Annotated in this window: 25 protein-coding genes and 1 tRNA gene; 21 read left to right on the top strand and 5 right to left on the bottom strand. The window is 69.6% G+C overall.

Annotated features, from left to right (window positions below; genetic code table 11):
• From GXW79_RS13950 to GXW79_RS13920, 7 genes are all read left to right on the top strand, one after another.
• Window positions 1-1,386 carry a cytochrome P450 gene (locus tag GXW79_RS13950; protein ID WP_211875014.1) on the top strand — a complete coding sequence of 462 codons (1,386 nt, stop codon included), beginning with the start codon at window positions 1-3 and terminating at the stop codon, window positions 1,384-1,386.
• Entirely contained in the window at window positions 1,383-2,501 is a 1,119-nt protein-coding gene (locus GXW79_RS13945) for an ATP-grasp domain-containing protein (protein ID WP_211875013.1), read from the top strand. Before GXW79_RS13950 ends, GXW79_RS13945 begins: the two co-directional genes overlap by 4 nt.
• Before the next feature lie 74 nt (window positions 2,502-2,575).
• Window positions 2,576-2,866, top strand: coding sequence for a hypothetical protein (locus tag GXW79_RS13940; protein ID WP_211875012.1), 291 nt, complete (start codon window positions 2,576-2,578; stop codon window positions 2,864-2,866).
• Window positions 2,867-2,880: 14 nt separating this feature from the next.
• Window positions 2,881-3,228 (top strand): HU family DNA-binding protein, encoded by a 348-nt coding sequence (locus GXW79_RS13935; RefSeq protein ID WP_211875011.1) that lies wholly within the window; start codon window positions 2,881-2,883, stop codon window positions 3,226-3,228.
• Between the two features lie 166 nt (window positions 3,229-3,394).
• Window positions 3,395-6,715: a transglutaminase family protein gene (locus GXW79_RS13930; RefSeq protein ID WP_211875010.1), complete on the top strand. Its 3,321-nt coding sequence runs from the start codon at window positions 3,395-3,397 to the stop codon at window positions 6,713-6,715.
• A 61-nt stretch (window positions 6,716-6,776) separates the two neighbouring features.
• The gene (locus GXW79_RS13925; protein WP_211875009.1) at window positions 6,777-9,305 is read left to right on the top strand and encodes a circularly permuted type 2 ATP-grasp protein; all 2,529 of its coding nucleotides are present in this window, start codon (window positions 6,777-6,779) and stop codon (window positions 9,303-9,305) included.
• Window positions 9,302-10,162 (top strand): transglutaminase family protein, encoded by an 861-nt coding sequence (locus GXW79_RS13920; protein WP_211875008.1) that lies wholly within the window; start codon window positions 9,302-9,304, stop codon window positions 10,160-10,162. Before GXW79_RS13925 ends, GXW79_RS13920 begins: the two co-directional genes overlap by 4 nt.
• Before the next feature lie 61 nt (window positions 10,163-10,223).
• Here GXW79_RS13920 and GXW79_RS13915 read toward each other — a convergent pair whose 3' ends face one another.
• Complete coding sequence (locus GXW79_RS13915; protein ID WP_211875007.1) at window positions 10,224-10,409, bottom strand: hypothetical protein; 186 nt, start codon at window positions 10,407-10,409, stop codon at window positions 10,224-10,226.
• Window positions 10,406-11,164, bottom strand: coding sequence for a hypothetical protein (locus GXW79_RS13910; RefSeq protein ID WP_211875006.1), 759 nt, complete (start codon window positions 11,162-11,164; stop codon window positions 10,406-10,408). Before GXW79_RS13910 ends, GXW79_RS13915 begins: the two co-directional genes overlap by 4 nt.
• Before the next feature lie 197 nt (window positions 11,165-11,361).
• Here GXW79_RS13910 and GXW79_RS13905 point away from each other — a divergent pair, with 197 nt between their 5' ends.
• On the top strand, window positions 11,362-11,718 hold the full coding sequence (locus tag GXW79_RS13905) for a hypothetical protein (protein ID WP_211875005.1): 357 nt from the start codon (window positions 11,362-11,364) through the stop codon (window positions 11,716-11,718).
• On the opposite strand, the gene GXW79_RS13900 is transcribed toward GXW79_RS13905, so the two are convergent.
• From GXW79_RS13900 to GXW79_RS13890, 3 genes are all read right to left on the bottom strand, one after another.
• The gene (locus tag GXW79_RS13900; protein ID WP_211875004.1) at window positions 11,697-12,725 is read right to left on the bottom strand and encodes a Rieske 2Fe-2S domain-containing protein; all 1,029 of its coding nucleotides are present in this window, start codon (window positions 12,723-12,725) and stop codon (window positions 11,697-11,699) included. The genes GXW79_RS13905 and GXW79_RS13900 overlap by 22 nt on opposite strands.
• Window positions 12,722-13,075, bottom strand: coding sequence for a hypothetical protein (locus GXW79_RS13895; protein WP_211875003.1), 354 nt, complete (start codon window positions 13,073-13,075; stop codon window positions 12,722-12,724). Before GXW79_RS13895 ends, GXW79_RS13900 begins: the two co-directional genes overlap by 4 nt.
• 112 nt (window positions 13,076-13,187) lie before the next feature.
• Window positions 13,188-13,397: a DUF3126 family protein gene (locus tag GXW79_RS13890; protein ID WP_211875002.1), complete on the bottom strand. Its 210-nt coding sequence runs from the start codon at window positions 13,395-13,397 to the stop codon at window positions 13,188-13,190.
• Window positions 13,398-13,478: 81 nt separating this feature from the next.
• On the opposite strand from GXW79_RS13890, the gene GXW79_RS13885 reads away from it, so the two are divergent.
• The 13 genes from GXW79_RS13885 (at window position 13,479) to GXW79_RS13825 (ending at window position 26,859) form a co-directional block, all read left to right on the top strand.
• Window positions 13,479-14,435: an AAA family ATPase gene (locus GXW79_RS13885; protein ID WP_211875001.1), complete on the top strand. Its 957-nt coding sequence runs from the start codon at window positions 13,479-13,481 to the stop codon at window positions 14,433-14,435.
• Between the two features lie 14 nt (window positions 14,436-14,449).
• Window positions 14,450-15,748: a vWA domain-containing protein gene (locus GXW79_RS13880; RefSeq protein ID WP_211875000.1), complete on the top strand. Its 1,299-nt coding sequence runs from the start codon at window positions 14,450-14,452 to the stop codon at window positions 15,746-15,748.
• A 7-nt stretch (window positions 15,749-15,755) separates the two neighbouring features.
• On the top strand, window positions 15,756-16,973 hold the full coding sequence (locus GXW79_RS13875) for a M20/M25/M40 family metallo-hydrolase (protein ID WP_211874999.1): 1,218 nt from the start codon (window positions 15,756-15,758) through the stop codon (window positions 16,971-16,973).
• A 66-nt stretch (window positions 16,974-17,039) separates the two neighbouring features.
• Window positions 17,040-17,115, top strand: a tRNA-Glu gene (locus GXW79_RS13870).
• 947 nt (window positions 17,116-18,062) lie between these two features.
• The gene (locus tag GXW79_RS13865) at window positions 18,063-18,227 is read left to right on the top strand and encodes a hypothetical protein (protein ID WP_211874998.1); all 165 of its coding nucleotides are present in this window, start codon (window positions 18,063-18,065) and stop codon (window positions 18,225-18,227) included.
• Window positions 18,228-18,292: 65 nt separating this feature from the next.
• Window positions 18,293-18,628, top strand: a complete 336-nt coding sequence (locus GXW79_RS13860; RefSeq protein WP_211874997.1) for a hypothetical protein — start codon at window positions 18,293-18,295, stop codon at window positions 18,626-18,628.
• A 345-nt stretch (window positions 18,629-18,973) separates the two neighbouring features.
• Window positions 18,974-20,104, top strand: a complete 1,131-nt coding sequence (locus tag GXW79_RS13855; protein WP_211874996.1) for a thiolase family protein — start codon at window positions 18,974-18,976, stop codon at window positions 20,102-20,104.
• A 10-nt stretch (window positions 20,105-20,114) separates the two neighbouring features.
• Entirely contained in the window at window positions 20,115-20,528 is a 414-nt protein-coding gene (locus GXW79_RS13850; protein ID WP_211874995.1) for a Zn-ribbon domain-containing OB-fold protein, read from the top strand.
• Between the two features lie 84 nt (window positions 20,529-20,612).
• A complete protein-coding gene (locus GXW79_RS13845; protein ID WP_211874994.1) occupies window positions 20,613-21,668 on the top strand; it encodes a LacI family DNA-binding transcriptional regulator in 1,056 nt (351 codons plus the stop codon).
• The gene (locus GXW79_RS13840; protein WP_211874993.1) at window positions 21,665-24,277 is read left to right on the top strand and encodes a CaiB/BaiF CoA-transferase family protein; all 2,613 of its coding nucleotides are present in this window, start codon (window positions 21,665-21,667) and stop codon (window positions 24,275-24,277) included. Before GXW79_RS13845 ends, GXW79_RS13840 begins: the two co-directional genes overlap by 4 nt.
• Before the next feature lies 1 nt (window position 24,278).
• Window positions 24,279-25,058: a metallophosphoesterase family protein gene (locus GXW79_RS13835; protein WP_211874992.1), complete on the top strand. Its 780-nt coding sequence runs from the start codon at window positions 24,279-24,281 to the stop codon at window positions 25,056-25,058.
• Between the two features lie 20 nt (window positions 25,059-25,078).
• Window positions 25,079-25,846, top strand: a complete 768-nt coding sequence (locus GXW79_RS13830) for an SDR family NAD(P)-dependent oxidoreductase (protein ID WP_246503991.1) — start codon at window positions 25,079-25,081, stop codon at window positions 25,844-25,846.
• Window positions 25,847-25,887: 41 nt separating this feature from the next.
• A complete protein-coding gene (locus GXW79_RS13825; protein ID WP_211874990.1) occupies window positions 25,888-26,859 on the top strand; it encodes a tripartite tricarboxylate transporter substrate binding protein in 972 nt (323 codons plus the stop codon).
• The last annotated feature ends 1 nt before the right edge of the window (window position 26,860 follow it).

Here is a 26,860-nt window from a genome sequence, read left to right as displayed (position 1 = left end):
ATGGATGGCCTACCGCGCCACGGCGCGCCCTATCGTCCCCCGCGCCCCAATCCGCTCTCTGCCGTCATTGCCCTCATCCGCGCCGCCTTCCGCGGCGATGGCGACCTGCTGAGCCTGCTCCCGGCCAACGCCTACCGCATGAAGATCGGATGGCTCGGCTATTCCCGCCGCTCCATCCTGCTGGTCAACGACCCCGTCGAGCTGCGCCGCGTGCTGTCCGACCCCGAAGGCATCTTCCCGAAAAGCGACCTGATGGTCGAAGCGTTGGGTCCGCTTATCGGCGATTCGATCTTCGTCTCCTCGGGTGCGACTTGGCGGCGCCAGCGCGCGATGATCGACCCCGCCTTTTCGATGATGCGCGTCAACCGCGCCTTCCCCGCCATGGATGCCGGCATCGACGGCGCCGAGGAGACGCTCAGCGCCCACGCGGCGCAGGGCACCCCCTTCTCCCTCGACCTCGCGATGAGCCACCTCACCGCCGACATCATCTGCCGCACCGTGTTTTCGGTCGGTCTCGAAACCGAAGCCGCGCATGACGTCTTCGACGCCTTCACCGTCTTCGAGCGCAGCGTCGCCCAGGTGGAAATCCGCCGCCTGATCCTCGACCCCGCCTGGACCAAGGTGCCCCAGCCCGAAGCTGTCCTCGCCGCCTGCGCCCTCATCCGAAAGCACCTGGCCGCGCTGCTCGACACCCACCTGGCCGACACGCCCTTCGACGACATCGCCTCTGCCGTCATCGCCGCGCGCGACAGCGCCGAGCAGAAGGCATTCACGCGCGAGGAGCTGATCGACCAGCTCGGCGTGCTCTTCCTCGCCGGCCACGAAACGTCGGCCAGCGTGCTCACCTGGGTCTTCTACATCCTGGCGACGCAACCCCATCTGGTCGCGCGGCTGCGCGCCGAGGTGCAGGCGGTCTGCGGCGACGGGCCGATCGCCTTCGAGCATATCCGCGCGCTGACCTTCACCCGCAACGTCTTCCGCGAGACGCTGCGCCTGTACCCGCCCATCACCTTCCTGCCGCGCGTCGCACTCGAGGCCACGACCATCGGCACGCATCGCGTCAAGCGCGGCGCGATGATCATGGTCGCCCCCTGGGTCGTGCATCGCCACAAGGCCTATTGGCGCGACCCGCACGCCTTCGACCCGGACCGCTTCACGCCCGAGCGCGAATCCGAGATGACACCCGGCGCCTACCTACCCTTTGGCCTGGGTCCGCGCGTCTGCGCCGGCGCCGCCTTCGCCACGACCGAAGCCGTGCTGCTGATCGCGCGGCTGTTCCGCCGCTTAGACTTCCACGTGCAGGACGCCGGCAAGGTCCGCCCCGCCGCGCGCCTGACCACGCGCCCCACCGAGCAGATCGCCTGCCGCGTCACCCGCGCGGCATGACCCAGACCGTCCTGCTCACCCTCGGCCGCCTGCCAAAGGCGCTCGACATCGCCCGCAGCTTTTCCGCTCTCGGCTGGCGCGTCCTCGTCGCGGAGCCCTTCGGGATGCACCTCGCCGGCGTCTCGCGTGCGGTGGCAAAATCCTTCCGCGTTACGGCACCCATCATCGATCGTCACCGCTACCTCGCCGACCTCGCCGCGATCGTCACGCGCGAAGGCGTCTCCCTCGTCATCCCGATCTCCGAGGAGACGATGCATGTCGCCCACCTGCCCCCGCTCCTGCCCCCCAGCGTGCGCGTCTTCACCATGCCGCCCGAGACGATCCTGCCGATCCACCACAAGGGCGGCTTCGTCGACGCGGCGACCAGCTTCGGCTGCGCCGTGCCGGAAACCCACCTCCTCGGCAGCGACGCCGCCACTGCGCTCGCGGCCTCATTCGACGTGGTGCTCAAGCCCGTGCATTCCTGCTCCGGCCGCGGCGTGCGCATGCTGCCGCGCGGCACGCCGCTGCCCGACGCCGGGACCGAACCGCCCTCCATCATTCAGCGCTTCATCCCCGGCGCGCTCGTGTCCTCCTGCACCCTCGCGCATGAGGGCCGGGTCCAGGCCACCGCCCTCTATCGCGCGACCCAGCTTTCCGGATCCGTCGCCATCGCCTTCGAGCGTGTCGAGAATCCGGCCATAGAAGCCTGGATCGCCCGTTTCGTGGCCGGCGCCGGATGGACCGGGTTCATCGCCTTCGACATCATCCTCGACCGGGACGGCGCGCCACACGGCATAGAGTGCAACCCGCGCACCACCTCCGGCCTGCATTTCTTCCGCACCGAGGACATCGCTCCCGCCATCCTCGATCCCACTCTCGCCCCGCGCCTGCGCGACACGCGTGAGCTCCAGCAATTTTTCTCCTGCCTCACCGAGACGCAGAAGGCGATGTTCCGACCCGGCTTCGGGAAAAAACTGCACGCGCTGCTGCACACGCCCGACGTCACCTGGTCCGCCCGCGACCCGTGGCCGCTGCTGGCCATGCCCGTCACCACCTGGAAGATCATCTGGCTGTCGATCCGCCACGGGGCCACCTTCGGCGAGGTCGCCACGGTGGATGTCGGGTGGTCTTGAGGCCGCAAACGGCTACAGCCGACTTCGACCCATGCCATGGCTCCTCAGCACTCGCGGTCGCGTCCGGCGGCAGCGTGCACCCGCGCTATACCGCGCGAATCGCCTGGCTGCTGCCGTTCGGCGGGCCGGTGACGTTGCTGCATGAGCGATTCGGCGCGACGATCCGCGTGCCGCAGTGGAGCCATGTCGGGCTTGAAACGCCCTCCGAATCGGGCCGCGCCGCCACAAGGGCGCGTTTTCCATGGGGTTTTGCCCGTCGCATCGTAAAAACCTCTTGTTTTTCGGCGTTTTCGGACGCACGCCATGCACAGCGTCGTCAGCGGCGCGGCAACCATCCCGGTCGCCCCTCGGGCGATCATCCATGAGGAGCGAGACAGTTATGGCAGCAAAGAAGCCGGCCGCCCCGGCGGCCGCCGCCGCGGCGCCGAAGGCACCCGCAGCGAAGGCGATCCCCACCGTCACCCTGAAGCAGCTGGCCGCCGGCCTCGCCGAGACGCACGAGCTGTCCAAGCGCGCCGCCGAAGCGATCCTGAACGACCTGGTCGACACCGTGACCAAGCGCCTCAAGAAGGGTGACAAGATCCGCCTGACGGGCCTGGGCATCCTGCAGGTTCGCGCCCGCCCCGCGCGCATGGGCCGCAACCCGGCCACCGGCGAGGCCATCAAGATCAAGGCCAGCAAGAAGGTCGCCTTCCGCCCGGCCAAGGAACTCAAGGAAGCCGTTTGAGGCTCACCCGGGGCGACTCGCCCCTGGGCAGCGCCGCGCCGGTTCTCGGGACCGGCGCGGTCTTTCTGGCAGGGATGCTGTCCCTCGCCGCTTTGTGTCATAACCCCGCCCAAACAGGCCGGGCACGGATATTGCCTCTCCGGCTTGCCTATCCGGAGCAGCCCTGATGTCGATCCACGCCGCGCTCACCCATCGCACAAGCTACCGCTACGCGCGCGCCGTGACGCTCGGCCCGCAGACCATCCGGCTGCGCCCGGCCCCGCATGCCCGCACCCCCATCCTGTCCTATTCGCTCAAGATCGAGCCCGCCGGGCATTTCCTCAACTGGCAGCAGGACCCGCAGGGCAACTATCTCGCCCGCGTCATTTTCCCCGAGCGCGTGACCCATTTCGACGTGACCGTCGACCTGGTCGCCGACATGGCGACGATCAACCCTTTCGAGTTCTTCGTCGAGGAGAGCGCCTCCGCCTATCCCTTCGCCTATGAGCCGGCGCTGGCGCAGGAATTGGCGCCGTTCATGGCCAAGCCCATCCCAGGGCCGCTGCTGGCCGCACTTCTCGCCGAGATGCCGACCCAGGCCGACGGCACCGTCGACATGCTGGTCGACATCAACCGCACGCTCGCGAGCCGCATCGCCTATGTCGTGCGCATGGAACCCGGCGTCTGGACGCCGGAGGAAACGCTCACCGAGCAGAAGGGCTCCTGCCGCGACAGCGCCTGGCTGCTTGTGCAGATCCTCCGCCAGATGGGTTTCGCCGCCCGCTTCGTCTCGGGCTACCTGATCCAGCTGGTGGCCGACGTGAAGCCGGTGACCGGGCCCGAAGGCCCGACGACGGACTTCACCGACCTGCACGCCTGGGCCGAGGTCTACCTGCCCGGCGCGGGGTGGATCGGCTTCGACGCCACCTCGGGCCTGATGGCCGGCGAAGGCCACATCCCCCTGGCCTGCAGCCCGGAGCCGCAATCGGCCGCGGCCATCTCCGGCGGCGTCGAGGCGAACGTCGAGACCACCTTCGAATTCGCGATGAACGTGACGCGCATCGCCGAGACGCCGCGCGTCACCAAGCCCTACACGGACAAGGTCTGGCAGGACATTCTCCGCCGCGGCGAGGCGGTGGACCGCGCACTCGAACGCGGCCAGGTGCGCCTGACCATGGGTGGCGAACCCACCTTCGTCGCCGCCACCGATTTCGACGCCGCCGAGTGGAACATCGAAGCGATGGGCCCCACCAAGCGCACCTATGCCGGCAAGCTGATGCGCCGGCTCGCTCCGCTCTGGGCACCCGGCGCCGCGCTGCAGTACTCGATGGGCAAGCACTACCCCGGCGAGCAGCTGCCGCGCTGGGCCATCCACGCCCATTGGCGCCGCGACGGCCAGCCGGTCTGGCGCGACCCCGCGCTGTTCGCCGCCGACGAGGACACCGACGACGCCACCGCCGAGGACGCGCTCGACTTCGCGCGCACCCTGGCCGAGCGCCTCCAGCTCGACCCCGAATTCGTCAGCACCGCCCACGAGGACATCCACTACTATCTCTGGCGCGAGAAGCGCCTGCCGGCCAACGTCATCGCCGAGGCGGCGAAGCTCGCCGATCCGCTGGAGCGCGCGCGGCTCGCGCGCGTATTCGGCGGCGGCCTTGGTGCGGGTGTGGGCGCGGTGCTGCCGCTTCGCCGCGTGCTCGCCGGCGGTGTCCGCCGCTGGCAGTCCGGACACTGGTTCTTCCGCGACGACGTGCTGTTCCTGGTCCCCGGCGACAGCCCGATCGGCCTGCGCCTGCCGCTCGAATCCCTGCCCTGGATCGACCCCGCCGCCATGGAGACGGACTACGAACGCGACCCCTTCGCCCCGCGCGAGGCCTTCCCCGCCCGCAGCGCCTATGACCGTGTGAGCGAGGCGAACGGCGCGCAGGGCCTGCCCATCGACCTCCGCCCGCAGCCGCAAGCCGCGCCCTCCGTCGCCAACCCGCAGGACCCGGCCCGCGTGCGCACCGCGCTCACCGTCGAGTCCCGCGATGGCAAGCTGCACATCTTCCTGCCCCCGCTCTACGCCGCGGAAGACTTCTTGGACCTCGCCGCCGCCATCGAGGACACCGCGCGCGAGGCCGGACGGCAGATCGTCATCGAGGGCTACCAGCCCCCGCGCGACCCGCGCCTGAACAGTTTTTCGATCACCCCCGACCCCGGCGTGATCGAGGTGAACATCCACCCCTCCGCCAGCTGGAACGAGCACGTCACCCGCACCGAGACGCTCTATGAGGAAGCCCGCCAGGCCGGCCTCTCGGCGGAGAAATTCATGATCGACGGGCGCCATGTCGGCACCGGCGGTGGCAACCACCTGGTCATGGGCGCGGCCGAGCCCGCCGACAGCCCGTTCCTCCGCCGCCCGGACCTGCTGAAATCGCTGCTCGGCTTCTGGCACAACCATCCGAGCCTCAGCTACCTGTTCTCCGGCCTGTTCATCGGCCCGTCTTCCCAGCACCCGCGCATCGACGAGGCGCGCCAGGACATGCTGGCCGAGCTCGAGGCCGCCTTCGCCCAGATCGAGCCGGGCAAGGAAACGCCCCCCTGGGTCGTCGACCGCCTGTTCCGCAACATCCTCGCCGACATGACCGGCAACACCCACCGCACCGAGTTCTGCATCGACAAGATGTACGCCCCCGAGACCGCGACGGGCCGACTGGGCCTGGTCGAATACCGCGCCTTCGAGATGCCGCCGCACGCGCGCATGTCCGCCGCCCAGGCGCTGCTGCTGCGCTCCGCCATCGCCGCCTTCTGGAACCAGCCCTATGAACGCAAGCTGATCCGCTGGGGCACCCGCATCCATGACGACTTCATGCTGCCCCACTTCGTCGAGCAGGACCTCTACGGCGCGCTCGACGAGCTCGGCACGCTGGGCTTCCCGATGGCGCGGGAATGGTTCGCCCCGCACCTCGAATTCCGCTTCCCACTGATCGGCAACGTCGCTGTGCAGGGCATGGAGCTGGAGCTCCGCCACGCGCTGGAACCCTGGCACGTGCTCGGCGAGGAACCCGCAGGTGGCGCCACCGCGCGCTATGTGGACTCCAGCGCCGAGCGCCTGCAGGCCCGCATTACCGGCTTCTCCGAGGAACGCTACATCCTGGCCGCCAATGGTCACGCCGTTCCGCTCAGCCGCACCGACCGCGAGGGCGAATATGTCGCCGGCATCCGCTTCAAGGCCTGGGCGCCCTACTCTGCCCTGCATCCGCTGGTCCCGGTGCAGACGCCCGTCGTGCTCGACATCCATGACCGCTGGTCGGGGCGGCGAATCGGCGGCCTCACCCACCACGTCTTCCACCCCGGCGGCCGCGCGCATGAGGATCGCCCCGTGAACGCCAACGCCGCCGAGGCGCGCCGCCGCATCCGCTTTGCCGCGCAGGGCCACACGCCCGGCCCGGCGCCGGAGCCGGTGCTGGACATCGCCCGCGACACGCCGCGCACGCTGGACCTGCGGCGCTTGTGGCACGGGTGACAGCGGCGAATTGCGATCACGCGGGGTTGCGCCCGCCGCCCGCGTGGCGAAACATCCCCCGATGATGCTGGACCCCACCGCCCTCGACGAAATGGCCGATGGCCGTGGCGGCCTCCGCCCGCACTGGCAGGAGCTGCTGGGCACGCTGGTGGGCCTCGGCTCGGAGCAGCTGATCGAGCGCGCGACCATGCTCGACCAGTTCTTCGCCGAGGAAGGTGTGACCGCCCTGCTGCCGGGGACTGGCCCCGCCGCCTGGCGCTGCGACCCGGTGCCGCTGCCGATCCGCCCGGCGGAATTCGCAGCGCTCGAGGCCGGCCTCGCCCAGCGCGCCACCTTGCTCGACGCCACGCTCGCCGATCTCTACGGCCCGCAGACGCTGCTCGAACACGGCATCATCCCGCCGGCGCTGGTCTATCCCAATCACGGCTTCCTCCGCCCCTGTCGGTCGCTGCCGGTGGCGGGCCAGATGCAGCTCTACGCCGCGGACCTGATCCGTGGCCCGGACGGCGAGTGGCGCGTGCTCGCCGACCGCACCAACGCGCCGCACGGCATGGCCTATGCGCTCGAGAACCGCCGCGCGCTGTCCAAGACCATCCCGGAGATCTTCCGCGCCCGGCAGCTCCGCCGCATGCGGCCCTTCTTCGACACCTGGCAGGCCGACCTCCAGCGCATCGCGCCGGGTGGGACCGGCAACCCTTCCCTGGTGCTGCTCAGCCCCGGCCCGCGCAGCGCCTTCTGGTTCGAGCATGTGGTCCTCGCCCGCGAGCTGTCCTGCACGCTGGTCGAGGGCGGCGACCTCACCGCGCGCGACGGCCAGGTCTTCCTCAAGACCCTGGGCGGCTTGCGCAAGGTCGACGTGGTGCTGCGCCGGCACGACGGGCGCAGCATCGACCCGCTGGAGCTCGATGGCGGCGACGGGCTCGCGACCGGCATTCCCGGCCTGCTCGATGCGGCGCGGCAGGGCGCGCTGGTGATCGCGAACGCGCCGGGCAGCGACATCGCGGAATCGCCCGCGCTCGCCGCCTTCCTGCCCGAGATCGCGGCGCATCTGGGCGTCGGGCCGCTCACCCTGCCTTCGGTGCCGACGCTCTGGCTCGGCAGCCCCGGCGCGCTCGCGCAGGTGATGGAGAATCCCGCGCAATGGCTGCTGCGCCCGGCGCTGGATGGCGTCGCACCGCCCGTGCCGCTGGCCGAGCTGGCGCCGGCGCTGCGCGAGGTGACGCTCGCCCGCGCCGCCGCGAACCCATGCGAATACGCCGCCTCCCTCGCCATCGCCCCCTCCGTCGCACCCTGCATCGGACCTGGCGGTTTCGAGCCGCGGCCGATCGTGCTGCGCCTGTTCCTGGTGCGCGACGGCGAGGGCTGGCAGGCGCTGCAGGGTGGGCTTGCCCGCGCGCTGGCGCCCGCCGATGCGCTCGCCGGCCGGCTGCCGCGCCAGGCGGTCGCCAAGGATGTCTGGATCGCGTCGGAGGATTCCGGCGACATCCAGGGGCCCTCCGCCTTCGCGGTCGCCGCGCTGCCGATCCGCCGCGCGACCGGCGAGCTGCCCTCGCGCGCGGCCGACAATTTCTTCTGGTTCGGCCGCTACCTCGAACGCCTCGAAGGCGCGGCGCGGCTGCTGCGCACCACGATCATGCGGCTGGAACGCGCCTCCCTCTCGCCGCGCGAGATGGCGGAGCTGCGCACCCTGGCCGCCTGCCTCAAGGCCAGCCACCTGATCGATGAGGATGCGGCGCGCGGCGCCGGCACGCCCGCCTTCCCGCGCGCCATCCTGGGCATGCTGCGCCCCGAGGCGCGCATCCCCACGCTCGCCGCCCAGCTCGGCCGCATGGTCGAGCTGCTGCGCGACCGCCTCACCGGCGAGATGTACGGCGCCGCGAGCCACGCCATCCGCGACCTGCAGGCCGCACTGCGTGCGGTACCGGTCGGGCGGGGCGAGAACCCGCGCGCGCTGGCGCAATTTTCCGAAGCTCTGGGCGACGTGCTGGTCTTCGCCGCCATGGTCTCGGGGCTCGCCGCCGAGAACATGGTCCAGGGCGGGGGTCGGCTGTTCCTCGATCTCGGGCGCCGCCTCGAACGCGCGCGCTCCATCACCTCGGAACTCGCGACGCTGCTGGACGAGCCGCAGGCGGCGGCCCAGCCCGCGCGCCTCGAACCCTCGCTGCGCCTGGCCCTCGAGCTGCGCGATTCCGTCATCACCTACCGCTCCCGCTACGTGACCGTGCTGCAGGCCGCCCCGGTGCTGGACCTGGTGCTGGCGGAGGAGGGCAATCCGCGCGGCCTCGCCTTCCAGCTGCTCGCGATGCGCGACAGCCTCGCCCGCCTGGGCGACACCGAGGGCAGCCCGCTGCTCGCGGCCGTCGCGGCCATCCTCGCCGAGGCGCGCGCGATGTCGGCCGGCACGGCGGCGGCCGCGCGCCAATCCGAGGCCGCGACCCGGCTGCCGCCGCGGCTGGACGCGCTGCACGAGAGCCTGGGCGAGCTGTCCGACGCCGTCTCGCGGCGCTGGTTCGCGCTGCTGCCCGAGGCGCGCGCGGTCGGCGGGGGGCTCGCCGCCGATGCCGCGGCAGTCGAGGGTGCGGCGGCATGATCTACCGGATGCGCCACACCACGCTCTACGCCTATTCGCGGCCCGTCGATCTCTCCTCGCATATCCTGCATCTCACGCCGCGGACCCTGCCTGGCCAGCGGGTGCTGGCCCATGCGCTGCAGCCGCAGCCAGAGCCGGTGCGGCAGTCAAGCGGGCTCGACCATTTCGGCAATGTCGTGACCCGGCTGTTCCTCGAAGGCGCGCATGACGAGTTGGAGGTCGCGGCCGAGGCCACCGTCGAGGTCGGCTTCCCGCCGCCGCCGGCCGCCGCGCTGACGCCGCCCTGGGAGGCGGTGGTGCGCTCGGCCGCCACCGAATGGCAGGTCGCCGAATTCACCTATGCGAGCGCGATGGCGCCGGCCGATGCCGCCGTCGGCGCCTATGCCGGGGAGAGCTTCACGCCGGGGCGGCCGGTGCTGGCGGGGCTGATCGACCTCACCAGCCGCATCAAGCGCGACTTCAAGTTCCGCTCCGGCGTCACCGATCTCGCCACGCCGGTGTCGCGCGTGCTCGCGGACCGGGTCGGCGTGTGCCAGGATTTCTCCCACCTGATGATCGCGGGGCTGCGCGCGCTGGGGCTGCCGGCGCGCTATGTCTCGGGCTATCTGCGCACCAAGCCGCCGCCGGGGGTAAAGCGGCGGATCGGTGCCGACGCCTCCCACGCCTGGGTCGGCGCCTGGCTTGGCGCGGAATTCGGCTGGGTGGATTTCGACCCGACCAACGATTTGGTCGTGCAGGACGAACACATCGTCCTCGCCTGGGGGAGGGATTTCGCGGATGTGAGCCCGATGTACGGGATCATCCTGGGCGGCGGCGCGCACACGCTGAAGGTGGGCGTGGATCTGGAGCCGCTGTAGTCCGGCGGTATCGCCCGCAGGTCGCGATCTCAGGCGCCGGTCGCCGCTGACGGCGCGGGCATCAGTCCAGAAGCAGCTCGAACAGGCCCAGCGCGACCACAACCGCGGTGAAGCGCAGCGGCATCTCCAGCACCGACAGCCCGCTCGCCTCGGCGCCCCAGCCCCCGGCCATCCAGCCGAGCCAGGCGGCGAGGCCCGCGAGCAGCGGCGCGAGGATCGGCCAGGCGCGCTCCCGCCACAGGCTCACGGCGCCACCGGGCGCGGATCGGCGCGGAAGACCAGCATCGCACCCTGGCGCAGCACCTCGCCCTCCAGCCGCACGCGCTGGCCGACCAGCGGGCGGAAGGCGGCGAGGTTGGCGCGCCCTTCCGCATCGGCCAGCAGCAGGTAGGCGCTGCCCTCGACGGGCGCCGTGGCCACGAAGATCGCCGGGATGTCGCCACTGAGGCAGAGCGTCGCGCAGGCGCGGTGCGCGAGGCCGATGCCAGGCCGCATGCCGCCACTGGCGCATTTGCCGTCGCAGATCTCGCCGGTGATACGCCAGCGGCCCAGGCGTTCCACCGGCACCGGCGCACCCGGCCCGACGACCTCGGGCGCGTCGCCGGTCGCGAGCATCTCGATATCGCCGCGGCGTAGCGCGAAGCCGCCCATCGCCACGCTCTGCCCGGCCATGGCCGCGACATCGCCCACGCCCACCTTGCCGTCTCCGGCCAGCAGCAGTGCGCGGCCCCGCGGCAGCCCGGGCGAGGGCGGCAGGTGCAGAACCGGGTAGGGCTCGGCGGTCAGCGTCCCGGTCACCCGCTCCTCGAAGACCAGCGCCGGCACCGGAGCACCGCCCTGCCCGAAGCCGGGCCCGGCCGGGTCATCGGCGGCGAAGCCCAGGCCGATGCCGAGTGCGATGGCACCCGCCATCACGCCCGCCCCCAGAACGGCCAGGAAGCGGCGCAGCGGCCGTGGCGGCGAGGACGACCAGCCGATGAAGAAATCCGGCGATCCGCTCATGCCGACGCTCCCCGCGCGCCCGCCGAGCCACGGCGAGGAAAGCCTTGCCGCGTCTCAATATACGCATTGGCTCTTCGTAACGATCTTGACCATTTGTTACATTCATTGCGATGGTCTTGGCTTGGCACAGTATCCGCGCACGGATAGTTTGAAGTCTGCATGCGCCTGTAGAAGCCACACCAGCGGAAGCGCCGCTCTTGATCGTCGCGACACTCTTCGCCATTCATGACACCAGCAGCCAGCCGCTGTCGCCGGCCCCCCTCCACCGCGCCGTCTGCGCCGCGCTGCTGCCCTGGCTGAGTGCGGAGGGCGTGCTGGTGCTGGAAGGCAGCGTGCTGCGCCACCAGGGAAGGCTGCGCATCTTCGCGACCATGGTGGAGCGCGAGAGCCATCGCGTGTTCCACGCCTTCCGCTTCGACGGCACGGCGGATGACGCAGCCTGGGGTCGCTTCGCCCAAGCCCTGGCGGAGAGCATCACCGGACTCGGCCTGCCGCGGCCGGCCGCATCCGCGCGCCCGCAGGGCTTTGCCACTCATGCCGGCACCGGCTGCTGATAGGTGCCCGGCGGGCAGGCGCGCACATCGAGGAAGACCTCCCCACCCTCGACCCGCAACCGGTAGGTCGCGAGCTTTTCCGTGTAGGGGGCGGGCGCGCAGCCATCGGCGAGGCGATACTGGAAGCCGTGCCAGGGGCAGGTGATGCAGCCATCCACCACCCTGCCCTCCCCCAGCGGCCCGTTCTGGTGGGCACAGAGGTTCGATACCGCCGAGAGTTGCCCCTCGTTGCGGAAGATCGCGACGGGCTCGCCGGCCGCGACTTCGACCACGACGGCGCCGCCTTCGGGGATGTCGGCGGCGGCGGCGGCGCGGACCCATTCGGCGCCCAGGATCGGCGCCCGCCGGCCGCGCAAGCCGGCGGCGAGGTGCAGGCCCAGCAGCAGGCCCGCGCTCGCGACCGTCACACCGACGAAGCCGGGATTAGCGGCGGCCAGGAAATACCCGAAAACCTGATGCGCCACAGCCGCGGCATAGGCAAGGTAGATGCCCAAATGCAGCGCCTTCCACACCGGCGGGGTCAAGAAATTCAGCCAGAAATCATGGCTGGTGGCGGCGAGCGCGAACAGGATCAGCAGCGCGAGGATGCCGAAGGGCACGAAGGGCGTGCCCGGCCAGGTGCCGAGTCCCGGCTCGCTGGACAGGGCCGCGACCAGCGGCGGCGTCGGGCTGAAGGCGAAGTGCCAGCCCAGCACCTCCAGCGCATGGGCCAGGGCAAGCGCGAAGGTCATCACGCCCAGGTGCCGTCGATTGTACAACAGCGGCAGGAAGCGCCGGTCGAGCCGCGCCAGCGGGCCGATGGCCAATGCGAAGGTGAGCAGCAGGAAGGCAGCGCTGCCGAACGCCTTGATGCGCAGGCTCTGGCCATCGAGCGCACGCGACTCCGGCACCAGCATCGGCGCGAGTTCGGTATAGCCCACGAGATACAGCGCTATGGCACCCAGCAGCACCGCGTCGTACCAGCGCTTGGCCGGCGTCCAGCCGACCACGCCGTAGCGGACGCTCATGGTGCTGCGATCCGCACCGGCGCATCGCCGACCGGCGTGCGCAGGGACAGGGCGGTGAGGAACAGCGCGGGCAGCAACACCGCGAGCCCGATCCAGGCCCAGCGGTGCGCAGCACGATGCCGGCGCTGTCCTGCGAAGCCGGGTGCCGCGCCGCCGCTCCAGCGCCACACCACATAGGGCCAGAGCAGCGCGAGGCCGGGCAGTAGCAGCGGCCGGAAGGCATAGGCGCCGTGCGCCCCTCCATCGAGGCGGCCGATGCCGAATACGAGGAACGCCGCGCCAATGGCCAGGCCCACGGCGCCATAGCCCATGGCGGCGGCGATGATCGCTTCGGCAAGGGAGGTCTGCATGATCAGCGCTACGCTCCGGACCCGCTCCGGGTTACGCTCATCTTGGTCGATGGGCGGCCCTGCGGATTATGTCCGAAGCCCGCGCCGGCTGTCGTGCGAAAGTAAGGTGGCCTTACTCGATGTCTTCTGCGAGGACCACGAATTGCACGGCGAAGGACACCTCGCCCTCCTCGTCGTCGCGATGGACGGTGCCGATGAACTCGTCGGCGACGCGCAATTCCACCGATTCGCCCTTCCGTTTCGGGGCGATCAGGCCGATCTCCTTGTTGCCGAACAGCTTTTGGAGATAGGCCTGCAGCTTCGCGATTTCTTCGGGGCTCATGTCATTCACTCACTCAAGGGGGCGGAAACCCCCGCATAGAACCCCCTGGCCCGCCCGTCCACTTCGGGGGAGAGTGCCGCGGTGAGCACCGCACCCGACCCCATCGCCGCCGTCGCCGAGGGCCTCGGCCGCACCGGCTACATCGCCTCGCGCCCCATCGCGCTGGCACTCCACCTGGCCCAGCACCTGCAGAAACCCATCCTGGTGGAGGGCCCCGCGGGCGTGGGCAAGACCGAGCTGTCGCGAGCCATCGCCGCCTGGCAGGGGCTGCCGCTGCACCGGCTGCAATGCCATGAGGGGCTCGATGAGAGCCGGGCGCTGTACGAGTGGAAATACGGCAAGCAGCTGCTCTACACGCAGATCCTGAAGGACCGCATCGCGCCCATGCTTGGCGACGCGCCCGTGCTCGCACCCGCGCTCAAGGCGCTGGAGGGGTTTTCCGACCTGTTCTTCTCGGAGCAGTTCCTGGAGCCCCGCCCGCTGCTGGCAGCACTTCGGGAGCCGCGGGGCTGCGTGCTGCTGATCGACGAGATCGACAAGGCCGACGAGGCCTTCGAGGCCTTCCTGTTGGAATTGCTGGCCGACCACGCCGTGACCATCCCGGAGCTCGGCACCATCCGCGCCGCTGTGCCGCCGATGGTGCTGCTGACTTCGAACGGGATGCGTGAGCTGGGCGATGCGTTGAAGCGGCGCTGCCTGCATCTGTTCATCGGCCTGCCGAGCCCGGAGATGGAGGCGCGCATCGTGGCCGCAAGGCTGCCGGGCATCCCTGCCCTACTGCTGCGCCAGATCGTGCTGTTCATCGCCGGGCTGCGCGCGCTGGATTTGAAGAAGCTGCCCTCGATCAGCGAGACGATCGACTGGGCGCGCGCGCTGACGCTGTTGCACACCGAGCATTTGTCGCCCGACCTGGTGCGGGAGACGCTGAACATCCTGCTCAAGCACGAGGCGGATATCAGCGCGGCGCAGCCCGCCCTCGCCCCCCTCGCCTTCCAGGCGAAGCGGGATGCGGAGACGGGCATGCCGCTGCCCGCGTGAGCGAAGGCACGGTGTTGTCCCTCCTCCGCGCGGCGCGCGGTGCGGGGGTGCGCATCTCCACCGCCGAGACGCTGGAGGCGCTGCGGGCGGCCGCGCTGGTCGGGCCCGGCGACCGCGCCGATCTGCGCGACACGCTGGGCCTGGTCTGCGCGAAAAGCGCGGAGGAGAAGCGCATCTTCGACGAGGTGTTTTCCCTGTTCTTCGCCCCCCAGGCGCCGGCGGCCACGAAACCGCGCGCGTTCGAGGAGCGCGGCGTCGGAGGCGACTCCCAGGGCGGCGGCGGCGGCTCCGGCCTGGCGCGGATGATCGTCGAGGGCGACCGTGCGGGGCTGGACCAGGCGCTGGCCGAGGCCGCGCGCGCCGAGGATGCGCAGGCGATCCGCTTCTTCACCCAGACCAACGCGCTCGCCCGGCGCATGCTTGACCGCATGGGCCTCGCCGCGCTGGAGGCCGAGATCGCCGCCAGCCCCGACCCGCGCCTGACCGAAGGCGTGGTGATGCTCCGCGCCGAGGCCCGCGCCGAGGCGGAGCGCAACCTGCGCCTGTTCGGCCGCGAGGAGAGCGAGGGCTTACGCGAATACATGCTCCGCCGTGCGCGCCTGGCCGCCATCTCGCCACGCGAGCGCGCCCGGCTCGCGAGCCTCACCCGCGCCATGGCGAAGAAGCTCGCCACGCGGCACAGCCGCCGGCGGCGCGTGGCAAAGCGCGGCAGCCTCGATCTGCGCGGCACGCTGCGTCGGAACATGGGCTGGGATGGCATTCCCTTCGTCCTGCGCCACCGCGCGACGCGGGTGGCGCGGCCGCGGCTGGTGGTGTTCTGCGACATCAGCGGCTCGGTCGCCGCCCTCTCGGGCTTCCTGCTGCTGTTCCTGCACAGCCTGGGCGCGGTGGTGCGCGACCTCGGCGCCTTCGTCTTCACCGGCGAGGCGATCGACGTGACCGAGACCCTCAAGCAGCCCGACGCCGAGGCCGCCATCGCGCGGATCCTGGCCGAGCACGGTCATGGCTCCTCCAACTACGGCACCGCGCTGGCGGGTTTCGCGCGCGACGCCACGATCGACCGGCACACCACCGTGGTCATCCTCGGCGATGGCCGTGGCAACCGCGCGCCGCCGCGCGTCGACGCGTTGGAGGATGTCGCGCGCCGTGCCCGGCAGGTGGTGTGGCTGAATCCCGAGCACCCGGCGCTGTGGGGCACGGGCGATTCCGACATGCCGCGCTACGCCCCCTTCTGCCGCCAGCTGCGCCCCTGCCGCACGCTTGACGAGTTGGAGCGCGCGGTGGATGGCCTACTCCTGCTCCACCGCGTCTGAGGCCCCCATGACCAACATCCCGAGCTTCCTCGCCGAACAGCGCGACCGCCAGGTGGCGTTCCTGGCCGCGCTGGTGCGCACGCCCTCGGACAATCCGCCCGGGGACCTCGCGGCCGCAGCCGAGACCGCGGCCGTGCTCATGGAGGGCCTGGGCCTGATCGTGGAGCGCCACCCGGTGCCTGCGGCCGCCTGCGCTGCGGTGGGGATGGTGTCCTGCACCAACCTGGTGGTGAGGCACCGCTTCGGTCCCGGGTCGACCATCGCGCTCAACGCGCATGGCGATGTGGTCCCCCCCGGCGAGGGCTGGACACAGGACCCCTATGGAGCGGCGATCGTCGATGGCTGGATGGTCGGGCGGGGTGCCGCCGTCTCCAAATCCGATATCGCGACCTATGCCTTCGCGCTGCTGGCGCTGGTCCAGTCCGGGGCGGCGTTGAAGGGCGCGGTCGAGCTGCACATCACCTATGACGAGGAGACCGGCGGCGAGATCGGCCCGCTGCTGCTGCTCGAGCAGGGCATCAGCAAGCCCGACTACGCGATCGGCGCCGGCTTCTCCTACGCCGTCGTCAACGCCCATAACGGGTGCCTGCACCTGGAGGTGGAGCTGCGCGGCCGTTCCGCCCACGCCGCAAAACCCTGGACCGGGGCGGATGCGCTGGAGGCCGCGACCAGCGTGCTCGGCGCGCTCTATGCCTGGCGCCAGAGCCTCGTCGCGCGCGTGTCCGGCGTGGAGGGGATCGGGGCGCCGCAGCTGACGGTCGGGCTGATCGAGGGCGGCATCAACACCAATGTGGTGCCGGACCGGGTGGTGTTCCGCCTCGACCGGCGCATGGTGCCCGAGGAGAACGCGGCCGAGGTGGAAGCCGAGCTGCGCGCGTTGATCGCGAGTGCCGCCGGCGGCTTCGCGGGGATTGGCTACACGGTGCGGCGCATCCTGCTTGCTGCACCACTCACGCCGCTGCCAGGCAGCGAACTGCTGGCCAGCGCCCTTGCCACACAGGCGACGCGCATCCTGGGGACGGAGGTGGGGGTGAGCGGCGTCCCGCTCTACACCGATGCGCGGCACTATTCGGGGCGCGGTATCCCGATCGTGCTTTACGGCGCCGGGCCGCGCAGCATCGAGGAAGCCAACGCCCACCGCGCCGATGAGCGACTGCCGTTGGCCGACCTGCACGCCGCGACGGAGGTGGTGGCCTGTGCCATCGCCGAAATCCTTTCGCGGTGAGTGGACAGGGGGCGCGGGCTCGGCTAGACGTCCGCCCCCCGGCAGGGTTCGCGCCGGGATGACTGGGTCCCCTTCGTCTAGAGGCCTAGGACACCGCCCTCTCACGGCGGTAACAGGGGTTCGAATCCCCTAGGGGACGCCAACTTTCATCCTATGTTATTGTTATAATAATCTTTCCAGAGCGGCCCCGGCAGAGTACCCACACATTCCCCCACATCAGTCAGCCGCTAGGTACTCCTAATTCGCCTGGATGTGACGGCGCACCCGATTATGCAAGGATCCGGTCTCACAGCTGGGGCGATACCATGCGGAGAAGGCAATTCCTCGGAGCGCTGGTAGCGTGCTCGCCCCTCGTGGTCGCTGGATGCACCGTTGACTACCAACCCTACGAGGGCCGCAACGCCTTCAGGGATGGCGAAGGGGGCACCCGAGTCACCGTCGATGGTGTGGACATATGGAGCAACGGCACCCCTCCGCGGCGCTATGAAATTCTCGGCGTCCTTACAATTGAAGTCGGCGGGGGCGCTGGCGCGGCGAGTGTAATACGCGCCGAAGCAGCGTCGCGCGTGAAGGCGGCAGGAGGCGACGCGGCTATTCAGATGGATGCGACGGAGTCCGTCAGCGGGATGGTTATGATGAGCAACGTCGCAATTCCATCTCGTAGGCTCACCACCCGCTTTCTGGTGATCCGCTACGACGAAACACAGCGTAGCCCGTAAACTCCGCGATCATAAATCAGCGTCCTTTGCTTCGCGCGCCAGCGCTACAAGGGATGCGTCCAGCTCACCCAGCACGGTTGCCATCTGCCCCCGGTAGTCATCAAAAAGGGCGGGGTTAATGCGCCTTGAGGTAAGCCGCCCGGCCCTCGCTCCACCACGCGGAACAGCGCGCGCATTCGGGGGAGTTCACTGCGCTGGTGTAAATTCGGGGCAGCTCTGCGCCCTGCTCACGGAGGCACACGCAATCGGTCCAACTCGCGACACACGAGACAATCGCCCCTGCTTGGCGCGATCAGCCTGCGACGAAGGGGGGCCATAAACCTCCCATCAGCGAGCGACCTGCGCTTGCAGCAGAACGAGGAATACGACCATGCGTCTCATCGCCCATTCCCTCGTTGCCGCCATCCTGCTTGCCGTCACCTTGCCCGCCCAGGCTGGGATCCGCACCGACAATGGCAGCCTACAGAACCCCAACGCCGTCTCAATTTCGGAGGATCACGCTAACCAGTCGGTCGCAACAGGCACCGCTGGCTGAGCTGATGGTGCCCGCAGCATGCGGGCACGACTCAACGCCGACTCTCAACCCTGAAAGGCACGACAATGCTGCGACGCTTCCTACTTTCTGGTTTCTTTTCCGCCGCGTTGGCGCTGCCCGCCATGGCGCAATGCGACACGCGCTTCATGCTGGTCAATCGCTCGGGGGTGCAGGTGAACGAGTTCTATTTCGGCCCGTCCAGCGACTCCAACTGGGGTGTCGATCGCCTGGGCCAGAACGTGCTGCCCGCCGGCCGCCAGGTGATGTTCGATACCGGTCGGCCTGGTGCCCATGACTTCCGCATCGTCTGGGCCAACGGCCAAAATGCCCAGGTGATGCGCGTGAACATCTGCGCCACATCCGAGATCGCCGCCACGCCGCGCGGCATAGAGGCGCGCTGAGCCGCAGGGATCTGCACGCCCCGCCGCTCCTCCGCTGGCCAATATACGGGGATGGCAGCCGACGTGCCCACGTCGGCCCACTGCCATCCCCATCGATCATCTGTGCCGGATTGGCACGAGGTGGGCGGAGACGCCGCATACATGCGCCGCAAGATGATCTCTGCACATCCGAGACAGCCCTGAGAAAAGCACTAGGCGACGCAAGGATCCATGTCTACGCTTTCTGAAAGCGCTTTCACGCTAGGGTTTCGACAAGCTATGCGATCCGGCGTGAAGCAACCTCGAGTGGGGGGAAGAAGACGTGAACAAAAATGATCACGCATCAAGCCGTGACGGATTTCGGCCGTGAATGCATTCCACAAGATGAAGGATCGCATCGCGGTCGTGGGCGTCGGCAATACGCCTTACGGCAACTTCCCCGACACCGACGATTACGGCCTGGGCGCGCGCGCCTTCCGCAACGCGGTCGAGGATTGCGGCATCGACAAGAACCTCATCGATGGCCTGCTGGTCTGCCGCGTGCCGCACTACGCGCGCATGGGCGAGATCATCGGCCTCAACCCGCGCTGGACCATCCAGATGCCGCCGCATGGCCGCATGTCGGGCATGGCCATCATCGAGGCCGCGGCAGCACTCGACGGCGGGCTGTGCGACTATGCAGCGCTGATCTACGCGAATATCGGCCGCTCGCGCCGCGTGAACTACGGCGGCGAGGAAAGCCCCGGCGTCTGGGATCCGTGGGGCTTCACTTCGCCAGGTGCCGCGCATGCGCTGATGTTCCAGCGTCACCGCGCGCTGTACGGCACCACCACGCGCCAGCTCGCTGAGGTGTCGGTCGCCTTCCGCCACCACGCCTGCCTGAACCCGGCCGCGGTCATGAAGCAGCCCATCACGATCGACGACCATGAGGCCGCGCGCTTCATCACCGAGCCGCTGCGCCTGCTCGACTACTGCCTCATCAACGATGGCGCGGTCTGCATCATCATGACCACGAAGGAGCGCGCGCGCGACCTGAAGAAGAAGCCGGTGATGATCTCCGGCATCGGCGCGCGCGAGGCCTTCACCACCGGTTCCATCGGCAATTTCGACCTCAACTTCTGGCATGACGAGATGCAGGACGTCGCGGCGCAGGCCTATGGCATGGCGGGTGTCGGTCCCGCCGATGTCGATGCGCTCATGTGCTACGACAATTTCAGCCCGACCGTGCTGTTCAGCCTCGAGGGGCTGGGCTTCTGCAAGCAGGGCGAGGCAGGCAGCTTCGTCGAGGGCGGCACGCTGAAGCTCGGCGGCAGGCTGCCGACCAATACCGATGGCGGGCACCTCTCCAACTCCTACATGCAGGGCTGGGCGCTCAACGTCGAGGCGGTGCGCCAGATCCGCGGCGAGTGCGAGGATCGGCAGGTTCCGAACGCGCAGGTGGTCCAGTACTGCGGCGCCACGCCGTGCTCCCGCTCCATCATCTACACGCCAGGTTGAGGGTCGTCCGATGCAAACCGCCATCGCCAAGCCGCGTCCCAAGATCGACAATGTCAACCGAGGATTCTGGGACAATGCGCGCGCTCAGAAGTTCTCCGTGCAGAAGTGCGCCGCCTGCGCGGATGTCCACTTCCCGGGATCGCCGGTCTGCCCGCGGTGCCTCTCGGAGAACCAGTCCTGGGTCGAGATTTCGGGCCGCGGCACGCTTCTGTCCTGGGCGCGCTTTCATCGCGCCTATTGGGTTAGCTTCCGCGCCGACCTCCCCTATCTCGTCTGCCTGGTCGGCCTCGAGGAGGGACCGCTGCTGGTCAGCAACCTCGTCGGCGTCGAGTCGGAGGACATCATCATTGGCGCGGATGTCGATGCGGTGTTCGAGAAGGTCGACGACGAGCTGACGCTGCCAAAATTCCGCATCAGCGGCTGAGCTGGACAGCGCCGTGTTCGCGACGCCGCTCCATGCCCCGCCGGCGGAGGCGCCGGTCGTCCAGCCGCGCCGCCCGTGAGCACCATGACACGCGCTCCCCCTTCCGCGCGGCCCAAGGTGCGCATTGAGGAAGTGGCGCGCGCGGCGAAGGTATCGGCGGCCACCGTGTCGCGCGCTCTCAACAATCCTGGCCTGGTCAGCTTTGCATTGCGCACGAAGGTGGACACCGCGGCGCAGGCGCTCGGCTATGTCGCGCATGGCGCGGCGCGCGCCCTCGCCTCGCGCCGGTCCCGCGCCTTGGGCGCGCTGGTGCCGACCTTCGCGAATACGATCTTCTCCGACGCCATCTCCGCCTTCCAGCGCCGGCTGGAGGCCGCGAACTACACCATGCTGCTCGCCGCCTTCGACTACGATCCGGAGGTCGAGTACCGCAGCGCGCGCACGATGATCGAGCGCGGCGTCGATGGGCTGATGCTCGTGGGCGTCACCCATGACCCGCGCCTGTTCGCGCTGCTGGATGCCTCGGGCGTGCCCTTCGTGCAGACGTGGGCGCCGGCGAAGGCCAGCCCGCATCCCACCATCGGCTACGACAATGCCGCGCTCACCCGCATGGTCGTGGACCACCTGGTCAGCCTCGGCCACCGCGACATCGGCATGGTGGCCGGCGTCACCGAGCACAACGACCGGGTGCGCGCGCGCATCGCCGGCATGCGCGCCACCTTGCAGCTGCACAGTCTGCCCTTCGAGGAGCGCCGCATGGTCTTCACCGAATACCGCCTCGGCGCCGTGCGCGACGCCTTCCGCGAGATGCAGGGGCGCGGGCCTCTGCCGACCGCGCTGGTCGCGAACAACGACATCGTCGCAATCGGGCTGCTGCTGGAAGCGCAGGCGCAGGGCATCGCGGTGCCGCGGGACCTCTCCGTCGTGGGCGTCGGCGATCTCGAGATCGCGGCGCACCTGCAGCCGGGCCTCACCACGGTGCGCACGCCCAAGCACAGCATCGGCACGCTGGCTGCTGAATATCTTCTCGCCCGCATTGACGACCGCGCCGTCAGCCTGCCCGCGGAACTCGCCCTCGAACTGATCATCCGCGGCACCACCGCGCCGCCGCCGGATCGCCGCAAGGACCCATCGCCATGATTGCGACCGAAGCCAAGACACCGCTGCCACGCCAGGATGCCGGGCATCTTCCGGGCATGCTCGATGGCCTGCGCGTCATCGAGGTCGCCGACGAGACCGGCGAGTATGTGGGCCTCACGCTGGCCGGCCTCGGCGCCGAGATCATCAAGATGGAACCGCCCGGCGGCGCACCGACGCGCCACATCGGGCCGTTTCTGGAGGACGTGCCGGGGCCGGAGCGGTCGCTGCATTTCTGGAACTACAATCGCGGCAAGCGCTCCGTCACGATCGACCTCGAGACCGCGGCGGGCGTCGCCGACATGCGCCGGCTGATCGCCTCCGCCGACATCGTGCTGGACGCCAGCGGTGGCAAGCTGGCCCTGGCGATGGGAGTCGCACCACAAGCGATGGCCGCACTCGCACCCGGCCTCATCGTCGCGCGCATCACGCCGTTCGGCGATGTCGGACCGTGGAAGGACCACAAGGGGTCGGACCTGGTGCACCTGGCACTGGGCGGCATCATGATGAATTGCGGCTACGATCCCGATCCGGCGAAGCACTACGACATGCCGCCGATCGCGCCGCAGCTCTGGCACGCCTATCACATCGCCGGCGACCAGGCGGTGGTCGGCATCATCGCCGCTCTGGTCCATCGCCTGCACACCGACCAGGGCCAGGATATCTCCATCGCCATCCATGAGGCGGTGTCGAAGAACACCGAGCTCGACGTCATGTCCTGGGTGATGCGCCACGCGCCGCTGTATCGCCAGACCTGCCGCCACGCGATCGAGAACCCTACGCACGTGCCCTCCATCGGGCACACCAAGGATGGCCGCTGGTACATCGCGACCGGTGTCTCCGTGCGCGACCAGACGAACCTGATCCCCTTCCTCACACGCTACGGCATGCAGGCTGACCTCGCGATGCCACCCCCCGAGGCGGACACCAAGGCGCGCAACGTACCGGGCTCGGGTGCGAATGACGAGAGCAAGGCGCATGTGCTGGATATCGTGCAGCGCTTCATACGCGCGCACCGCTACGACACGATGCCCTGGCGCGACGCGCAGGATGCCGGGCTGCTCTGGGCGCCGCTGCGCAAGCCGCATGAGAATGTCGCCGACGCACATTGGCAGACGCGCGGCACCTTCGCCGAGATCGAGCACCCGGAGCACGACCGCAGCTTCCACTATCCAGTGAGCCGCTGGCTCTCCACCGCGACGAGCTGGCAGACCGGCCGCCGCGCCCCGCTGCTCGGCGAGGACACCGCCGCGGTTATGGGTTCGCTGAAGCCGCGCGCGGCGCTGACCCAGCCGGCGCGCCCCCGCGCCGCGGATGCACCCAAGCTCTCCGGCTGGAACAAGCCGTTCCCGCTGCAGGGCGTGCGCATCTTCGATTTCTCGTGGTTCCTGGCCTCGGCCGGCGGCACGCGCTTCGCAGCGGCACTCGGCGCTGACGTCATCAAGGTGGAGTGGAAGGACAATCCCGACACGCGCCTGGCCGCCATGTCGCCGATCGGCGGGCGCGAGGCGCGGCGCGCGGCGACCGCACCGCTCAAGGGCGTGAATGATTCCGACATGGGCGGCCAGTTCAACAACAAGAATTCCGGCAAGAGCGGCCTGTCGCTCAACATCCGCCACCCCAAGGGCAAGGAGATCGCGCGCCGGCTGATCGCACAATCCGACGTGGTCGCGGAGGGCTTCTCGCCCGGCGTGCTGCAACGGCTCGGCCTGGGCTATGAGGCGCTGCAGGCGCTGCGGCCCGACATCATCTACGTGCAGCAATCCGGCATGGGTGGGGTCGGCACCTATGGACGCTTCCGCACCATCGGGCCGGTGGCGGCAGCCTTCGCTGGCACCTCGGAGATGTCGGGCATGCCGGAGCCCGCGATGCCCGCGGGGTGGGGCTATTCCTTCCTCGACTGGATGGGCGCCTACAGCTTCGCGACCGCCATCATGGGTGCGCTGTACCATCGCGACCGCACCGGCCAGGGGCAGTGGATCGACAGTTCGCAGTGCGAGTCCGGCATCTTCCTCGGCGGCGTGCCGGTGCTGGACTGGTCGGCAAACGGCCGCGTGTGGTCGCGCATTGGCAACCGTTCTCCGTACAAGCCCGCGGCCCCGCACGGTGCCTATCGCTGCGCGGGGACGGATCGCTGGATCGCGATCGCGGTGGTCGACGAGGCCGAGTGGCAGGCGTTGGTGCGCGTCGCCGGACGGCCCGACTGGGCCAGCGATCCGCGGTTCCGGACGTTGGAAAATCGACTGGCGCACCAGGATGCACTCGACGCAGCGGTTTCCGAATGGACGCTGGGCCAGGATGCCTATGCCTGCATGCAGGCACTGCAATCCGCGGGCGTCGCCGCCGGTGTCTGCCAGAACGCGGAGGATCGCTGCGAGCACGACCCGCAGCTCGCCGCCCTCAACTGGTTCACCGAGGTGACCGGCACCAAAATCGGCCGCTGGCCGGTGACGGAGCTGCCGATGAAGCTCGCCGCCACGCCGCCCTATAGCGGCGGCATCATCGACCGCGGCGCGCCGGGCTATGGCGAGGACAATGCGCGGCTGCTGGGTGAGCTGCTGGGGTATTCGGCGGCGGAGGTCGCTGCCCTCGCGGAGGAAGGCGTGATCTGAAATGACCGCGACCGAAGCGGCGGACATCGTGTTCATCGGCGACATCCATCGCCAGTGGCACCACGTCGTTACGGGCCTGGCGCGGCTGCCGCGGCCGCCCGCCGTGGCCGTGTTGCTGGGCGACATGGAGTGCCATGCTCCGCTCGACGTGGTCGCGGCGCCGCTGCTCGATGCCGGCGTCGCGGTGCACTGGATCTGGGGCAACCATGACTACGATGGCGGCCCGGAGATGTGGGCCAACCTCACCGATCCCGCGCGCAATCCGAAGACACGCGATGGCGCGCTGAATGCGCGCGTCGTCGAGATCGGCGGCCTGCGCATCGCCGGTCTCGGCGGCACCTTCCGTCGCCGTGTCTGGGAGCCACCCTTCGAGCGGCGCCTGCAAGGCCGTGCCGAACTGGCCGACGACGTCGCGACACTCGGCGCCGACTGGACGGAGAAGCAGCGCGACGCGATGGCGCATGCGCTGGCCGCGATGGCGATCTGGCCGGAGGATTTCGACACCCTCGCGGCGGTGCGGGCCGACGTGCTGGTCACGCACGAGGCGCCGTCCAGCCATCCGCAGGGTTTTGCAATGCTGGACGAGCTCGCGCGCGCGATGGGGGCGCGCCTCATGATCCATGGACACCACCACGTCTGCTACCGCGCCCGCGCCGAGGATGGCCTGCAAGTGCAAGGCGTCGGCGCCGGCTGGGCCGTCGCTCTCGACGGCACCGCACTGTGGCAAGGCGAGGCAGACCGATGGCTTGGCGCCCCGCCACCCGGCTGGCAATCGGCCTGAGTGGAGGAAGGAAGAACGCCATGCGCATCACCGATCTGGAAGGCAAGGCCGTCCTCGTCACCGGAGCCTCGACCGGCATCGGCGCGGCGGTGGCGAAGGGGTTCGCGGCCCAAGGTGCGCGCGTCGCGGTGCACTGCAATGCGAGCCGCGCGGCGGCCGAAGCGGTGGTCGCAGAGATCAATGCGGCCGCAGGCCACGCCATCGTGCTGCAGGCCGATGTGCGTTCCGTCGAGGCCTGCACGCGATTGGTGGAGGAGGCGCATGCGGCGTTCGGTGGCCTCGATGTGCTCGTGAACAACGCCGGCGGCGTGGTGAAGCGCCATCCGCTGCGCGACATCGACGACGCGCTGTACGACGACATCGTCAATCTCAATGCGCGCTCGGTCTTCGCCTGCTCGCGCGCGGCGATCGCGCTCATGGATGCAGGGGGCGGCGGGGTCATCATCTCCACCACCTCGCTCGCGGCGCGCAATGGCGGCGGCAGCCGGTCCACGCTCTACGCGGCGTCGAAGGCCTTCGTCTCCAATTTCACCCGCGGTCTCGCCAAGGAAGTCGCGCGCCACGGTATCCGCGTCAATGCTGTCGCACCGGGTGTGATCGGCAAGCCCGACCGGCTGAAGACCATGCCCGTCCATCAGCTCGAGGGTGCGATCAAGCTCACGCCCATGCGCCGGATCGGAACCGTGGATGAATGCGTCGGCGCCTACCTGTTCCTCGCGTCGAACGAGATGGCCGGCTTCATCACCGGCCAGGTGATCGAGGTGAATGGCGGGCTGCAGATGCCGTGACCAAAATCCATCGACTCGCCACATTCAAAGGAGACCGCCCGATGCCTCATCCTTTTCCCCGACGCAGCCTCCTCGCGGGTGCCGCCGGCGCGACGCTCGCTGCCCCTGCCCTCGCGCAGCGCGAATTCCCCTCCCGCCCGATCCGCCTGATCGTGCCCTGGCTCGCGAGTGCCGCGGCCGATATCCAGCTGCGTGGCCTCGCGCAGATCGCCACGCGCCATCTCGGGCAACCCGTCATCATCGAGAACCGCGCCGGCGCGAGCGGCATCCTCGGCGCGCAGCTTCTCGCGAATGAGAACCAGGGCGATGGCTACCTTCTGACGCAGATGCACAACTCGGCGATGCGCGTGCCCTTCATGATGCAGCGCGCGCCCTACGACCTGCTGCGCGACTTCACCTTCGTGATCCGTCTGGTCGGCTACTCCTACGGCGTCGTCGTGCGCCCGGAATCGCCCTGGCAGACCTGGCAGCAATTCGCCGAGCACGTGAAGGCGAATCCGGGCAAGGTCAGTTTCGGCACCGCCGGCGTCGGCACCACCCAGCACATCGTCATGGAGCAGGCCGCGCGCATCGCGGGCTTCGACTGGGTGCACGTGCCCTTCCGCGGCGGCGGCGACGACGTCCAGGCGCTGCTGGGGGGCAATCTCGATGCTGTGGCCTCCTCCAGCCTGTGGGCGGAGATGGTGCAGGCAGGGCAGCTGCGCCTGCTGGTCTCCTTCGGCGAGGAGCGCATCGGGCGCTTCCCGCAGGTGCCGACGCTGCGCGAGTGCGGCATCAACATCGCCCATGTATCGCCCTATGGCCTGGTCGGGCCCAAGCGGATGGACCCAGGCGTGGTGCGCGTGCTGCATGATGCGCTGCACCGCGCGCTGATCGACCCCGAGCACGCGGCGCTGATCGCGCGCATGGACATGCCGCTCGCCTATCTCAACAGCGCCGACTACGCCGCCAGCATGCCAGTGGCCGTCGAGGAGCAACGCGCCATCGTGCGCGATCTCGGGCTGAGGATGTAGG

The organism is Plastoroseomonas arctica (genome assembly GCF_018128965.1).
GTDB lineage: Bacteria > Pseudomonadota > Alphaproteobacteria > Acetobacterales > Acetobacteraceae > Plastoroseomonas > Plastoroseomonas arctica.
This window is presented reverse-complemented; position numbering and strand designations above follow the sequence as displayed.